The organism is Alicyclobacillus acidoterrestris, from assembly GCF_022674245.1.
In the GTDB taxonomy this organism is placed as follows: domain Bacteria; phylum Bacillota; class Bacilli; order Alicyclobacillales; family Alicyclobacillaceae; genus Alicyclobacillus; species Alicyclobacillus acidoterrestris.
Genome location: NZ_CP080467.1, coordinates 2,287,554 through 2,301,469, shown reverse-complemented (window position 1 = coordinate 2,301,469; position 13,916 = coordinate 2,287,554). Strand labels below are relative to the sequence as shown.

The window sequence follows — 13,916 nt, the reverse complement described above, 5'->3', positions numbered from 1 at the left end:
AGAAACCCAGGGGCCGGTGCCGCACGATTGATGTAAAGCGCCGCCCATGCGGCCCGTACGGCCCACGCGGCGCCGATTCACATCGTCCCCAAGATTTTCTCCACTAAGACCAATTGATTGTACTGAAAGATGTCCTGCATGATCTCAAGCGCAGTTTGCAGGCGACCAGAATAGTCGTAGTCTTCATTTCGCGACAGCTCGATGGTTCGTCGCGAAACCGGATCGTCATAAATCATCAGATTTTGGTACGTACGCACCTTCCACCCGCGAGACCGCAAAAAGGCGTCGACGTTCTCCAGTGGAATCGTTCGTAGAAACGAGTGGTCGGTAATGGTCACGTGCACATTCTGAAATCGCTCAAACATGAATCCGTCACCTTTCTTGGATCATCCCACAAGCAGTATGGTCGCCTAGATCCGCACAGATACACCTTTGCCGCATTGGAACGAAAACCACCTTAATGTTATAATGCTAATATTAGCATGCTATGATTAGTTGCATGTCCCATTTTCGCCCCCACATCGGGGCTGTTATCGGAATTTCGCTTGCAAGAAGGGTGTGTGGACACGACGGACGATTTGCTTACTATCGACGAAGTATTTGCCGCATTGTCAGAAGCGGGTGTCACATCATCCATTCAAATGACGCGTACCTGGGTGCGGGAAGGCAAACTTGAAGGGGCCTTTATGCCAAAAGGCGCGCGAAATCGCAAAGAGGGCTGGCGCGTGCCGCGCGCGAGCGTAGAGGCCTTCATCCAGTCACGGAGGCCGGAACGGGGGCAGATTGACCAACTTCAAGAGGAAGTCCAACGGCTGACACTCGAACTGATGTCGACCCGCCGTCGCGCCGCGCAATTCTCGCAAAACGAAGCGCGTCAACTGGCCATCAAAGAGCGAGTCTATCAAACCATTCGCGACATCACCGCGAACGGTCGGGCGTACATTCCTGAACACGCACAGCTGGTGTTGGATATTGTGACAGGCGACGTCTCAAAACTGACCGACAAACAGTTGTATCTTCTATGCGACCAGTTGTTGGCTTTGTCCCCACAGCTGCTCGATGGTGACGACATCACCACGCACCGCTAATGCCGTGCGGCCGCGAATGTAAACGGTGTCATTTTTTCGTAAAACAAATTGAAGCGCTTCTATTTCACATGATATACTGTGACTGCGGGTGAATTCCCTCTTTCTAACTATTGAAAGTTAAATTTAATTCCAATTCTGATAATTCACCTCGCAAATTTTGAACCACGTCATACACACAGAGGAGGGGGCGTATTGCAAAAGTTAAACAGAAATATTGGCACGTTTGGCCTGATGATGACCGGCGTCGGTTCTATCATCGGCTCAGGCTGGTTGTTTGGCGCGCAGAAGGCAGTCGTCGTCGCGGGTCCAGCAGCTATTGTGGCCTGGATTATCGGCATGGTCATGGTCCTCTTCATTGGCCTAGTGTATGCTGAGCTCGGCGCGCGATTCCCGGAATCTGGCGGGATGGTCCGCTACGCCCAGTACTCACATGGCTCCGTCATTGGTTTCATCTCTGGGTGGTCGAACTGGATTGCCATTGTTTCCGTCATTCCAATTGAAGCAGAAGCCTCGATTCAATACATGAGTTCGTGGCCCTTCGCTTGGACACATGCGCTCTATTCGACCAGTTCTCAAACGTTGACTGCCACAGGCCTATGGTTGGCCGCCGTCCTGGTTTTCATCTACTTCTTAATCAACTTCTGGACCGTCCAACTATTCGCACGCGTCAACACGTTCATCACCGTGCTCAAGTTCGCGATTCCAGGTCTGACTGCGATAGCTTTGCTTTGCAGTGGGTTCCACAGCGAAAACTTCTCGCAACACGGCGGATTTACGCCCTTTGGTTGGTCGGGTGTACTCACGGCTGTCGCGACTTCAGGAATTGTCTTTGCATTTAACGGCTTTACCAGCCCCGTCAATCTGGCAGGTGAGGTAAAGCGTCCAAATCGTTCTGTGCCAATTGCCGTAGTCGGATCAATCCTTTTGGCCGCCGTCATCTATCTTTTGCTGCAAGTGGCCTTTATCGGAAGTTTGACACCTGCTATGCTCGCCAACGGGTTTGCTCATTTGAACTTTGACTCACCCTTTGCAAACTTGGCCATGGCTTTTGGCCTCAACTGGCTGGCCATCATCTTGTTTGCGGACGCATTCGTGTCACCATCTGGAACGGGCATCACGTATACAGCGACCACGGCTCGTATGATTTTTGGCATCAGTGAAAACGGTTGGCTGGCGAAATCGTTCGCCCATGTGCATCCAAAGTGGCGAATTCCTCGCAGAGCCATGTGGGCCAATCTCGTCATCGCGTATCTGTTCCTGATACTGTTCCGCGGTTGGGGACAACTGTCCACCGTCATTTCCATTGCGACCTTGTTGTCCTACACGACGGGCCCTGTATCGGCATTGGCATTCCGCGACGTCGCGGATGGCATGGGTTCGAGCGTACGCGTCAAGGGCTTGAAAATACTAGCACCCATCGCCTTCGTGATGGCATCCTTGATTCTCTACGCAGGCAAATGGCCGTCTACGGGACGCGTCATCTTCGTAATTCTTGTCGGGTTGCCCATCTACCTCTTCTTCCAATATCGGAATGAAGGGTTCAAGGGATTTGGCAAACATCTCAAATCTAGCATTTGGATGATTGCCTATCTCGCGTTCATGATTCTCGTGTCATTTCTCGGCAGTGCGCAATTTGGGGGCATTCAAGTCATCCCCTACGGCATTGACTTGTTAGTCGTGGCCGTGGGCTCCCTCGCCTTCTTCTACTGGGGTGTTCGCAGTGCCTGGGTGACGCCGTATCTCGAACGCGCTCAAACGGATTACGAAACAGAAGTCCGCGCCAGCGCATCGCCATTGGGGCGGACATCGGACGCGGCTGCGGATTTGCCGTCCACGACCCTGTAAGTTTCTCGGTTGGTATCGTTCGGATTCGATAGGATCCGTTGTGGATCCATTGTTGGATCCGTTGACAAAGCTTTTCACGCAGTGTAATCTTTATCCACACAACTGAACGAAATATTGTAGATCTTCTTATCAAGAGCGGCGGAGGGACTGGCCCGATGAAGCCCGGCAACCACCGTAAATCGGATGGTGCTAATTCCTGCAGGACAATCGTCCTGGGAGATAAGAGGGATGCCGTCCAACAAGGACATCTCCCTCTGGGAGGTGTCCTTTTTTATCAACTGGGCACCCCTACCGCGGGCACAGCGCGTGTATCTCAGCCAGACGATTCTGACAGCTGCCTGAGGAGGACATAGCATGGACAACATCAACATTGGATTACTGGGGTGCGGTGTGGTGGGCACCGGCATTTTACGCGTTCTCGCCGACAAACGCGACATTCTACAGAAGGAACGCGGGCTCTCGATAGGCGTGCGCGGCATTGTCGTGCGGGATTTGAATCGATGTCGCGACGACATTGTGGACGCGACTAAGTTACATACCGACTGGATGCATGTGTGTGCAGATGACGACATCGATGTCGTCGTCGAAGTGATGGGCGGCACGGACAGCGCGCGGGCTGCAGTGCTCTACGCCCTCCGACACGGAAAATCTGTGGTCACCGCCAACAAGGAACTCATGGCCAAATACGGCGATGAGATTCGCCACGTCGCGCGCGAATACGGCCAATACGTTCGCTTCGAAGCGAGCGTTCTCGCAGGCATTCCGGTTGTGCACACCCTAGAGACCTATTTTCACATGAGCCAAATTGTCCGCCTGCGTGGAATCATGAACGGCACATCAAATTACATCCTCACCCGGATGCACCGAGAAGGACTGGCATTCGCCGACGCCCTTCGCGCCGCCCAATCGCTCGGCTACGCCGAAGCGAATCCAGACATGGACGTGGACGGCATTGACGCCTGGTGCAAACTCCAAATTTTGCTCGACTGCATCGGCGTTCCGCAAGACGCGCGCGTCGGCACGGAAGTCGAGGGCATTCGGTCGGTATCCCAATCAGACATCCGCACGGCACAAACGCAAAACTGCAAAATCAAACACGTCGTCTCGGCACAGTGGGATTTAGAATCAGGTCTCGTAAACTGGCACGTCGGGCCAGAGTCCATCACCCTTGACGATCCACTCTACGCCATCGACGACGTCCAAAACGCCATCTGCATCGACGGAGACGCATCGGGCACCATCACACTGTCTGGCCCGGGCGCAGGCGCACTGCCGACGGCGAGCGCCGTCCTCGAAGACGTGCTCAAAATTGCACAGAAGCTACAGGTTTCGCTGTCGGTGTGACGGGCGGCGGGATCGGCGGGATCGGCGGGATCGGCGGGAGCGGCGGGATCGGCGGGATCGAGCGGGATCGGGCGGCAGTGGGCGGTTGGCGAGGCGAAATAGAGCAGATTTTGTACCTTATTCGCTGCATATTTGCTACTTTTGCCCGCTTTAGGCATGAAAAGTGCCTTATTTCGTGCGGATCCCCCAAAATCGGGTGGTCCTGCACCTAATAGGGCATTTTTTCTGCCTTATTCGCATGACTTACTAGCCCCATGTCTTATTAAGACATCTCGGTGGCACCACAATGGTCACCTCGGTGGAATCCCCCAAACCACAGCGCACCAGCAGACTCCGCCGATCCGCCCGATCCGCCCGATCCGCCCGATCCGCCCGATCCGCCCGATCCGCCCGATCCGCCCGATCCGCCCGATCCGCCAGCCTCCCAGCCTCCCAGCCTCCCAGCCTCCCAGCCTCCCAGCCTCCCAGCCTCCCAGCCTCCCGCCCTTCGCCCTTCGCCCTTCGCCCTTCGCCCTTCGCCCTTCGCCCTTCGCCCTTCGCCCTTCGCCCTTCGCCCTTCGCCCTTCGCCCTTCGCCCTTCGCCGCACCTTAACACTTTCCTAACCCGAAGTTAAACGGTTTTACACAAATCATCGTTAGGATAAAACTACGATGCCACTTGAAAGGACGATGATGGTTGTGAGATTCCGGAGAAAATCACTGATTTTATCGACAATTTCAGGCGCGCTGTTCGTAGCGGGGCTCGCGGCAGGCTGTGGAACTTCAGCGGCGAGCGAGGAAGGTGCGAAAGCTGCGACGACGCAGGTCGACGACGCGAAGCAAGCGGCGAATCCGTCTGGAACGCTCACGGTATACGGCGCGTTGACGAGTGCGAACGGAGATGCGCTCGCTAAGGCGTTTGAGGCATATGATGCAAACGCAAAGGTCAACATCATCACGGGCGGGACAGGTGATCTCGTCACGCGCATCGAGGCTGAGGCCAAGGCAAAATCGTTGCATGCGGATGTCGTGTTGTTGGCGGATCCGACCGTGATGCCGAATTTGGCCAATGAACACATACTCTCCTCCTACAAACCGGCCAGCGCGACCAACTTGCCGTCGTCATTGCAGGGGCAGGATTGGGTTGGCGCATTTACGTTTCACAACGTCATCATCTATCACAAAGGGATGTCTCTCCCAACTCCCACTTCCTGGACAGACCTGACGAAGGCAACGTATAAAGGTCAGCTTGAACTAGGCGATCCGTCCTATTCCGGCACCACCCTCGGCATGGTCGGCTACCTCAGTTCAAAATACGGTTGGCGTTACTTTCAGGATCTGCGCCAAAACAACGCGACGACGCAATCCTCCACGAATACCGTCGGTACAGATGTGGCGTCCGGGCGCGTCGATGTAGGAATTAGCCTCGACAGCGTCGCGAACAGTTTGATTGCGCAGGGGTCTCCCGTCGGCATCGTCTGGCCGAAGGACGGCGCCATCCCGGTACCGGCGCCCGTGAGTATTGTGGCTGGTAAGGAAAACGCCTTGTCCAAAGCCTTTGTCGATTGGCTGCTGAGCCCCGCCGGGCAGAGTGAAGTGAGTCATTTGGGGTTGGCGCCCGTGAGCGGATCATCCAATCTCGTCCCACAGAACGCCACGATGGCGAGCATTGATTGGTCACAAATTGGTCAGCAGCGCACCACGACCATCAATCAATTCGAGTCTATCTTCAGCAAATGAGGAAGTTTTCGATGGCAAATCGCAAAGGAACCCGACATGCAAGCTGCGGTCTGTGGGCGCTCGTGGCTGGGCTAGTGCTGTGGCCATTGTGCGCCCTCTTGTGGACGACGGGCAGCGAAATTGCTGGCGCCGGTGCGACAGGTAGCGGTGGTCTGCTGGGGGGCAACGCCTTGCCCTCGCTGTGGAACTCGCTCTGGTCGGCGGCTGTCGGCACGGCCTTGGCCGTCGTCATCGGCTATGGCATGGCCTACGCCTGTGTTCATCTCGATGCGCGCAGGGCAACGTGGGCGCATCTGGCGGCCATGCTCCCCCTCCTCGTCCCGCCGTTTGTCGGAGCGTTTTCTTGGGTGCAGGCATATGCCAAATCAGGCACCGTCGACTGGCTGTTTGGCTGTTTGGCTGGTTCTGGTCCGGAATTTACGGGCCTTGGGGCGTCATCGTCTTACTCGCAGTACATACGGCGCCCATCGCCTACTTGAGTGGACTGATGGCGCTTCGTCGCATCTCGCAGCCGACGCGGCACGCTGCTCGGATTCACGGCGCAGGGCTCTGGTCCGCTTTTTACGTGGTCACCTGGCCCTCCATCAAACCCAGCCTGCTCGCGGCAGCAGGACTCGTGTTCGCCTACAATCTCGGCGATTTCGGCATCCCGTTTGAGCTCGGCGTCCCTGTGCACTTTCAAACGACCACCACGCAAATCTACGCCGACTTGACCATGCAGATGTCCGGTGGCTTGCCATCCGCCGTGTTGTTGTCCCTCCTTCTGTCCATCATCGCACTGGCGCTGACCATGGCCAGTTTGCAAAAACAAAACCACCGACAAACGCTGATGACGCTCAACGCGTCGCCTTCGCTGCGGCAGAGGACTGGCAAGATGCCGTTCATCAAACGCCTCGTGCTCCTCGTCTTCGCGCTTTACACCATCGTGTGTGTGGTCATTCCACTGATCAGCACCATCTTAGTCAGCCTCACACGTGCCTACGGGCTCACACCCGCGCCGTGGAATTGGGACATTCATGGATTGGTGGGCGTTTTCGAAGGCGATGTCGGATCGGCTGCCAGAAACAGCGTCATGTTGGCCGCAGCCACGACTGGTATCGTGTGCATTCTGGGGCTTGTCACGTCCGAAGTCGCGCACCGCAGCCGCGCGGGACGGTGGATCAACCGCATCGCGTGGGTGCCGTATGCGCTCCCGGGATCAGTCATTGGCGTCGCCCTGATTCTGAGCGACAGCCGCGTGTTGTACGGGACACTTTTCATCATTCTCCTGGCCTATGTGGCTCGATTCTGGGGGCTGGCCGACACCATCGTCCAACTTCGTGAACAAGTCCCAAGCGTCCAACAGCGCGCAGTGCGCGTTTCAGGTGGCTCACCTGCCGCCATGTACCGTCTTGGCATCTGGCCGTATCTCGCAAGCTCTGTGCAGTCGACGTTCATCATGGTGTTCGTGAGTGCGGTATACGAATTGACGATATCCAGTCTGCTTTACGGACCCTCATCCAGTACGCTGGCCGTCGTCGTCATGAGCGCCAACCAGGCCGGCGACATCAAAACCACGGCTGCCATATCCGTCTGGATGACCTGTCTCATGGTTGTAGCCATGGCACTCCTGACGTGGCTACCGACACGTGTCAAACGCCGCATACCGCGAACACCTGACACAATCCCGTCGCCATCCGTACATCCATTTGTTGAGTCGACATTGTCAGATTAGGAGGGGCTTTTGCATGCCACAAGCCATCGAACCTATCATGCACACACCGACCCTGTCTGTTCGAGACCTAACGTTTGTCATCGATGACCATTTCATTCTCAATCAAGTATCCTTCGACCTTCACCCCGGTGAGCTCATGGCCGTTGTCGGTCCATCAGGATCCGGCAAGAGCAGCCTACTCAACGTCATCGCCGGATTTCTTCAACCGACACAAGGAGAAATCTATCTTCGCGGAACCAATGTCTCATCACCGCAGCGACTCGTTCCGCCTGAACAGCGCAAGATTGGGATGGTCTTTCAATCGCATGCCCTCTGGCCACAGTTGTCCGTACTCGACAACGTCGCGTATCCTCTTAGGCGACAAGGCAAAACGAAAAAAGAGGCGCAAACCATCGCCCGCGAGACACTGTCTGCCATCGGTATGGGAGCGTTCACAAATCGGTTTCCCGAACAGCTCTCGGGCGGACAGCAACAGCGCGTCGGGCTAGCGCGGGCACTTGCAGCCAATCCCTGCCTCTACCTATTTGACGAACCGACGGCCAATTTAGATCCGGTCAATCGGCAAGCGTTTATTGACGAAGTCAGTCGACGGCAAAAATCCGCGGGCATCGCGGGCATCTACGTCACCCATCACATCCAAGAGGCGTTTGAGATAGCGGACAGGGTGATGGTGTTCATGGGGGGAAGTATTGCGCAAATCGGCAGACCTGTGGATATTTATCAGCGTCCGGCGTCTGTCCAAGTCGCGGCATTGAGTGGAAAGTACAATACTATCCATGCGATAGTGGAAAGCCACTCACCCGAAACGGACACCTATCAAGTTCATATCGCCGAGCACTCTCTGCGTCTCACAGTAAATAGTCCACACCAACTGGTCGTTGGAGAACGCGTAAATCTTCTCATCCGACCAGAATGGTCGACAATTGGCGAGGGCCTGCCCACCACCGTAGAGCGCGTTCGCTATCAGGGAAGTGTGACGGAGTATGAGCTACATAGCCAACTGGGCCAACTGTACACCCGCCAATTGCGGCCTCCTGAGTACAGTGTGGGACAATTCTTGTTTTGGCGACCGACACAGGCCACCGTCGTCGATTGAAGCGCTTGAAGACGGTCGGCCTGTGTGCCATACCACTTGTGCTTCTTTACGATTTGCTCTCAAACGTCGCCTCGACCACAGGCGAACTCGACGCGCTCATCGACGAGGTACGACGTTTCGCGATTTGCATCGCCTCAATCAACGTGTCCATGTCACGTTGAATTTCGTCGCACTGCTTCTGCCAATACTCAATTTGCTTGTGCAGGCGGTAGATTTCCTCATCCTTGGCCGCCAGTTGCGACTGGAGTGCCCGTTGCTCCTGGTGTAGCTTCGTAATCTGTCCATTGTCATCAATGATTTCAATGGACTCTAAGTACGCAATCAAATCATTCTTGGTGACAACCGGGCGCTGTTCAGCGCGATTCTCCCCTGCTGTCTCCTCGCTTCCAGATACCCTTGGCGCGACCGGAACACGCGGTGAGACGCGCGTCGCCTGCATGTCGTCCAACGCCCGGTCGACGACATCCTCGTACCGCTGGGACGGCTGCTGCACCACATCGCGTCCGGTTGCCTGAGCTGTCCCGGCGTCGTGTCGGTGCGCGTCGCTCGAGTTTTGCGCATCTGATTCTCGATGAAGCATCGGTTTAAATACCGACTGCCATCTCGATCTCGTCTCCGACACCTTCTTGGTCAACAGTCCAAAACCCGGCCGCAACATCTTGGTCAATTTGCCATTCTGGTACTTCACTTCCCGCATCTCGACAATGTCGGATACCGTGAACGACTCACTGCGGATGAAATCAATCAGCGACGCAAGGCAATCTTCGTGAAACGGTTCATCGAGTGACATGTGGGCGCAATCTTCGCAGACCAGTCCAGCGAGGTGATCGAGAAAACCTGTGCTCAATTGCACACGTTGTGGCAGCCGATATGAAAGACTTTCCGCAAACGCGTCGACAATTTGCATCCGGTTCTGATCCGCGAGGCGTTCTGCGGCAAGTTCCGCTGCAAATGGATGAATCGGGTTATCGGGCATACTCGCCAATTCGTCAATCGTCCCCGCAGAGATGCGCTCCTCTTTCAAACGCTTCAATGCGTTCGCAAGGACCACCGTTTCCGCTTCCTCATCACTATCTGGCCAATCTTTTACAAGAAACGAATGCGGATCTCGCTGACTCTCGACAAACTGTTGTGCCTCTTCCAGCGAGATCTCCTTTTCGTAATAGCGATCATATAATGAAACTCCATATTTATCGGCAATTTCCAATGCCTCGTATCCACTCAATGTACGCATTGTCCACCCTCGCAATTCGACAAACTCGACTATGCATATATTCGCACGAGCCTAACGCTTTATGTCTCATTCTATACGGACAATGGACAATAATCGAGGATATTCGTCACATCCACAACAACTTTACATAGCGTTTGGATAGATTGGCCACAGATTTCCCTGTTCGACATCATGACCAAAGAACACACGCGGTCGTTCAGCTTTCACCACGTCCTTCAATCGTTCAATCGATTTTGCCATTTGTCGGCCGTCGACGCCAGCGAACGGCACGCCATCCACAAAGTTCTCGCGGGTGTATGCAGCATCCACCGTCAGCAGGATGCGACCAGACTCGGCTGTATTCAAAAGAATCGACTGATGCCCGTTCGAATGTCCAGGCGTATAGAGCAAATCAATACCCGGGGCGAGTTGGTAGTCCCCTTCCACAAATCGATAGTTGAGCCCCGACACTCGACATTCCGGCGGGTAGTCGTCACTCGTCATGGCCGCATCGTATTCGGCGCGCTGAACGTAGATGGGCGGCGTTTGGAAGTGGGCGTTGCCGCCGGCGTGATCGAAATGCCAGTGCGAACTAATCACACACACCATCTGCTCAGGGGAATATCCGGCACGTGCCAAAACGGAAACAATCGCATCGCGTTTTGTCATGCGCGGAATAATCTGCCCCGCTTCTGGGCCAGGCTCCGGTCCTAACTGATCCACCGCCAAGCCATCGGGCATCCCCGTATCTATCAATATCGGACCGTCTGTCGTCTCGATGAGGTACGACCAGATAGGCAGATTAACCAACTTGCCGGAAGACAAGGTTTCGTTCAAGACCGACTGGTCGACGAGACAGTTTCCTGCCGGCAATAAATAGACGCGCTCTACGGTCATCTCGACAACACCCCCTCGGGCAAAATTGACACTCATTAGAATTTTCTGCACGAATGTCTTCATTTCCTGCACGATGCCGCCATCCCTCAAAGCACGGAGAGCGATGATAACGTATTCGACAAATTACGCACTAGCATCTACGGAGCAAATCGAAAAACCCCTTTCGTTATCAGGTTTCTACAAAAAATTGATCAGATCTCTGTGTCTAAAATTGTCCATACCAAATACGACAGGCCCGTCCACCCTGTACCTGACGAGCCTGTCCACCGCTTGAATCGGTTTCGATTAAATCGGTTTACAGCGGGGTCGTCAGCACCTCATCCCAGACACTGAGGACATGCTCTCCGACCAACGATTGAACGCCTTTGTTCGAACCATAAAGCAACGTCGGATACCCTTTTGGCGCATACTGCTTCGCAAAACTCGACCCTAGCGCATAATACGACGTAAACCCATGTAAATTGAGGTCTTTCACTTCCGTCGCCACCACCTTTTTCGCCTCCGCGAGCGTCGTGCCGTCTGGAAATCCAGTATGAATCAGCACAGGTAACTCAGAGAGTTGCGACTGGTGGCTCGACAAGAGCTTTAACGTCCGCTGACAATGCGGACACCAGTACGCCACAATCAACGCAGGTGTCTTCTCTGCGTTGAGAATCACCCGATGGCCCTGACTATCGAGCACGTCAATGTGGGTGTCATCCGTGGTCGTCACCAGACTGGCATCCATTTTATTGTCGGGCGTGATGCGCATCTCGCTCGTCTTGTTTTGAAAAACGAGTTGCCCACTCGTCGTCCCATTTTGATTGGCTGAAGCGCCGTTCGCCCCAATTGCACAGCCTGTCATCAACAGACAAACCGCTAGAGTAGATATTCCAATGGCCAGACGGTTCACGTCGTCGCCGCCTTTCTAAACTCATTCGCCAAGCTTTACCCAAAAGATAAACGAAAGGCGGCGACCCAGCAATCAAGCGAACGGCGAGAATTTGTACAAATGTGTGACATCCCTACGAGGAACGCACGGCTGCAGCCGTGTTCGCCCGGATGTACTTTGTCAACGAAACCGTCATGTCGTACTTGAGAAACGGCGTCACCAGATACAGTCCGTTAAAGTACTGGCAAGCTTCGTCGCACAAGTCGCGCGCAATCGCCAACCCCACTTCCTGCGCTGACTCAGGTGAAGCCTCCCGCATCTGCTGAAGGACAAGCTCTGGAATCGTAATGCCCGGCACCTGGTAGTGCAGGAACTCGGCGTTGCGCAGACTGGTCAACGGCATGATGCCAATGAACACTGGCACGCCGAGATGAAGGGTCGCGGTAGCGATACGCTCCATCATGGCTGCGTCGTAAACTGGCTGTGTCATCACGTAATCTGCGCCTGCCGCAACTTTGCGCTTCAGGCGCTCTACCGCCTTATCAAAGTTGCGCACATGTGGATTGAACGCCGTCCCAATGACGAACTTCGCGGGTCTCGTCAGCGCCTTACCGGAAAAGCCCACGCCGTCGTTCAATCGGCGTACCATTTTGGTCAAATCGATTGAGGACACGTCGTAAACCGACGAGGCGCCAGGCAAATCTCCGTACCGAGACGGATCTCCAGTGATGAGCAGGATATGGCGCACCCCCATGACGGATAACCCCATTAAGTGCGACTGTTGGCCAATCAGGTTCCTATCTCGACATGTGACGTGAACCAAAGGCTCAATGCCTTCTTGTTGCAACATTCCTGCAAGTGCCATGTTGCTGACACGAACGCTGCCAAGCGAATTGTCGGCCATGGTGATGAGGTCACAACCAGCATCGCGCAGGGCTCTAGCACCTTCCAGAAATTTGTCACAATTCAGCGTCTTCGGCGGATCGAGTTCGACTACAATCGTCGTCTTGGTCTGGACGCGCTCGACAAGGGACTGAGGTGTCGGCGGCAAGATTTCGCCCACAGTCGGTTTGTCATCCCGATTGGCGACTCGCCAAGGCCGACCCTCTACAGCGCCAAGTTGCGCAGTTGTCGTCGCGCTTTCGTCTGTCGACGTTTTGAGTCGCGACACCAGCGTCCGAATGTGCGCCGGCGTCGTACCGCAGCAACCACCCAACCACGTGACGCCAAGATTCGCCATTCTAAGCATGATATCCGCGAAGTTTTCCTCATCTCCTGTGTAGGACAATGCGCCGTCATCCGTCTTGTGCAACATGCCACCGTTCGGCATTGCGGCAAACTGGCCGGAACCATCTGCGAGCGGCAGGAGTTGTTCGAAAGATCGCAGGATGCCATAAGGGCCTAGCCGACAATTGATGCCCGTCACATGCACACCTGCTGCGCGAAGCGCGGTAAACGCTTCGGCCAGTCCGACGCCGTCGCGCGTGACGCCAATTTCCTCCGGCGACAAATTGGCGACTATCGGGAGATTGGAGTGCGCCGTCACCACCTCAACAGCGACCAACAACTCTTCTAAATCCGGGAAAGTTTCGAGTATCCACCCATCAATGCCAGCCGCCGCCAGCGCCTCGACCTGCTCCTCGTAAAACGCCTGCAATTGCTGCCGTTCCTCGTTCAACAACGCGCTGCCATAGCGATTGCCGCCTTCGACCGGCGCGATGGTGCCATAGACCGACGCCGCTTGGCCAGCGGCCTTGCGCGCGATGGCCACTGCCGCTTGATTGACCTCTTGTACGCGATCCGCCAGTCCATGCCGCGCTAAACTGCGCCGATTCGCCGCGAATGTGTTGGTCTGAATCATCGTCGATCCGGCCTGTACATAAGCCCGATGGACTTCCTCGACAAGCGCCGGATCGGACAGATTGAGCGCCTCGGCGCTTACGCGAATGGGGACGCCCCGCTGATGTAAATAGGTCGCCATTGCCCCGTCGCCGATAACATACCTTCGGTCCCCTACTTGCAGACTATGCGCTGGCCACACCTGGTCCTTGGTCGCCATATTGTCCCTCCTATCCATGCTTGCAACGCGTTGACCATCGTCGTCGACTTCGCGGACAACGGACGATGGT

General features: G+C 55.3%; 12 protein-coding genes and 1 riboswitch. Of the genes, 7 read left to right on the top strand and 5 right to left on the bottom strand.

What is annotated here, in order from left to right:
• Nucleotides 1-77 precede the first annotated feature (77 nt).
• Nucleotides 78-365, bottom strand: a complete 288-nt coding sequence (locus K1I37_RS10910) for a hypothetical protein (protein WP_021295564.1) — start codon at nucleotides 363-365, stop codon at nucleotides 78-80.
• 195 nt (nucleotides 366-560) lie between these two features.
• Between K1I37_RS10910 and K1I37_RS10905 the strand changes: the two genes are divergently transcribed.
• The 7 genes from K1I37_RS10905 (at nucleotide 561) to K1I37_RS10875 (ending at nucleotide 8,806) form a co-directional block, all read left to right on the top strand.
• The gene (locus tag K1I37_RS10905) at nucleotides 561-1,088 is read left to right on the top strand and encodes a MerR family transcriptional regulator (protein ID WP_021295563.1); all 528 of its coding nucleotides are present in this window, start codon (nucleotides 561-563) and stop codon (nucleotides 1,086-1,088) included.
• A 192-nt stretch (nucleotides 1,089-1,280) separates the two neighbouring features.
• A complete protein-coding gene (locus K1I37_RS10900) occupies nucleotides 1,281-2,933 on the top strand; it encodes an APC family permease (protein ID WP_021295562.1) in 1,653 nt (550 codons plus the stop codon).
• A 123-nt stretch (nucleotides 2,934-3,056) separates the two neighbouring features.
• A riboswitch (SAM riboswitch) is annotated at nucleotides 3,057-3,159 on the top strand.
• Between the two features lie 128 nt (nucleotides 3,160-3,287).
• Entirely contained in the window at nucleotides 3,288-4,277 is a 990-nt protein-coding gene (locus tag K1I37_RS10895) for a homoserine dehydrogenase (RefSeq protein ID WP_021295560.1), read from the top strand.
• 651 nt (nucleotides 4,278-4,928) lie between these two features.
• Nucleotides 4,929-5,996: an extracellular solute-binding protein gene (locus tag K1I37_RS10890; RefSeq protein WP_021298175.1), complete on the top strand. Its 1,068-nt coding sequence runs from the start codon at nucleotides 4,929-4,931 to the stop codon at nucleotides 5,994-5,996.
• Between the two features lie 11 nt (nucleotides 5,997-6,007).
• Nucleotides 6,008-6,475 carry an ABC transporter permease family protein gene (locus K1I37_RS10885; RefSeq protein ID WP_021298176.1) on the top strand — a complete coding sequence of 156 codons (468 nt, stop codon included), beginning with the start codon at nucleotides 6,008-6,010 and terminating at the stop codon, nucleotides 6,473-6,475.
• Nucleotides 6,361-7,710: an ABC transporter permease gene (locus K1I37_RS10880; protein WP_242216010.1), complete on the top strand. Its 1,350-nt coding sequence runs from the start codon at nucleotides 6,361-6,363 to the stop codon at nucleotides 7,708-7,710. Before K1I37_RS10885 ends, K1I37_RS10880 begins: the two co-directional genes overlap by 115 nt.
• Before the next feature lie 13 nt (nucleotides 7,711-7,723).
• Nucleotides 7,724-8,806, top strand: coding sequence for an ABC transporter ATP-binding protein (locus tag K1I37_RS10875; protein WP_021298178.1), 1,083 nt, complete (start codon nucleotides 7,724-7,726; stop codon nucleotides 8,804-8,806).
• A gap of 46 nt (nucleotides 8,807-8,852) precedes the next feature.
• Here the strand turns inward: K1I37_RS10875 and K1I37_RS10870 are convergent, their stop codons facing one another.
• From K1I37_RS10870 to K1I37_RS10855, 4 genes are all read right to left on the bottom strand, one after another.
• Nucleotides 8,853-10,040 (bottom strand): hypothetical protein, encoded by a 1,188-nt coding sequence (locus K1I37_RS10870; protein WP_021298179.1) that lies wholly within the window; start codon nucleotides 10,038-10,040, stop codon nucleotides 8,853-8,855.
• A gap of 123 nt (nucleotides 10,041-10,163) precedes the next feature.
• Entirely contained in the window at nucleotides 10,164-10,916 is a 753-nt protein-coding gene (gene aiiA / locus K1I37_RS10865) for a quorum-quenching N-acyl homoserine lactonase AiiA (protein ID WP_031219191.1), read from the bottom strand.
• A gap of 295 nt (nucleotides 10,917-11,211) precedes the next feature.
• The gene (locus tag K1I37_RS10860) at nucleotides 11,212-11,808 is read right to left on the bottom strand and encodes a TlpA family protein disulfide reductase (protein WP_021298181.1); all 597 of its coding nucleotides are present in this window, start codon (nucleotides 11,806-11,808) and stop codon (nucleotides 11,212-11,214) included.
• 112 nt (nucleotides 11,809-11,920) lie between these two features.
• Complete coding sequence (locus tag K1I37_RS10855) at nucleotides 11,921-13,846, bottom strand: bifunctional homocysteine S-methyltransferase/methylenetetrahydrofolate reductase (RefSeq protein WP_021298182.1); 1,926 nt, start codon at nucleotides 13,844-13,846, stop codon at nucleotides 11,921-11,923.
• Nucleotides 13,847-13,916: the final 70 nt, after the last annotated feature.

Coding starts and splice junctions, on each gene's coding strand:
- aiiA (WP_031219191.1), bottom strand. CDS start 10,916: ATGACCGTAGAGCGCGTCTATTTATTGCCGGCAGGAAACTGTCTCGTC.
- K1I37_RS10895 (WP_021295560.1), top strand. CDS start 3,288: ATGGACAACATCAACATTGGATTACTGGGGTGCGGTGTGGTGGGCACC.
- K1I37_RS10855 (WP_021298182.1), bottom strand. CDS start 13,846: ATGGCGACCAAGGACCAGGTGTGGCCAGCGCATAGTCTGCAAGTAGGG.
- K1I37_RS10885 (WP_021298176.1), top strand. CDS start 6,008: ATGGCAAATCGCAAAGGAACCCGACATGCAAGCTGCGGTCTGTGGGCG.
- K1I37_RS10910 (WP_021295564.1), bottom strand. CDS start 365: ATGTTTGAGCGATTTCAGAATGTGCACGTGACCATTACCGACCACTCG.
- K1I37_RS10890 (WP_021298175.1), top strand. CDS start 4,929: ATGCCACTTGAAAGGACGATGATGGTTGTGAGATTCCGGAGAAAATCA.
- K1I37_RS10875 (WP_021298178.1), top strand. CDS start 7,724: ATGCCACAAGCCATCGAACCTATCATGCACACACCGACCCTGTCTGTT.
- K1I37_RS10870 (WP_021298179.1), bottom strand. CDS start 10,040: ATGCGTACATTGAGTGGATACGAGGCATTGGAAATTGCCGATAAATAT.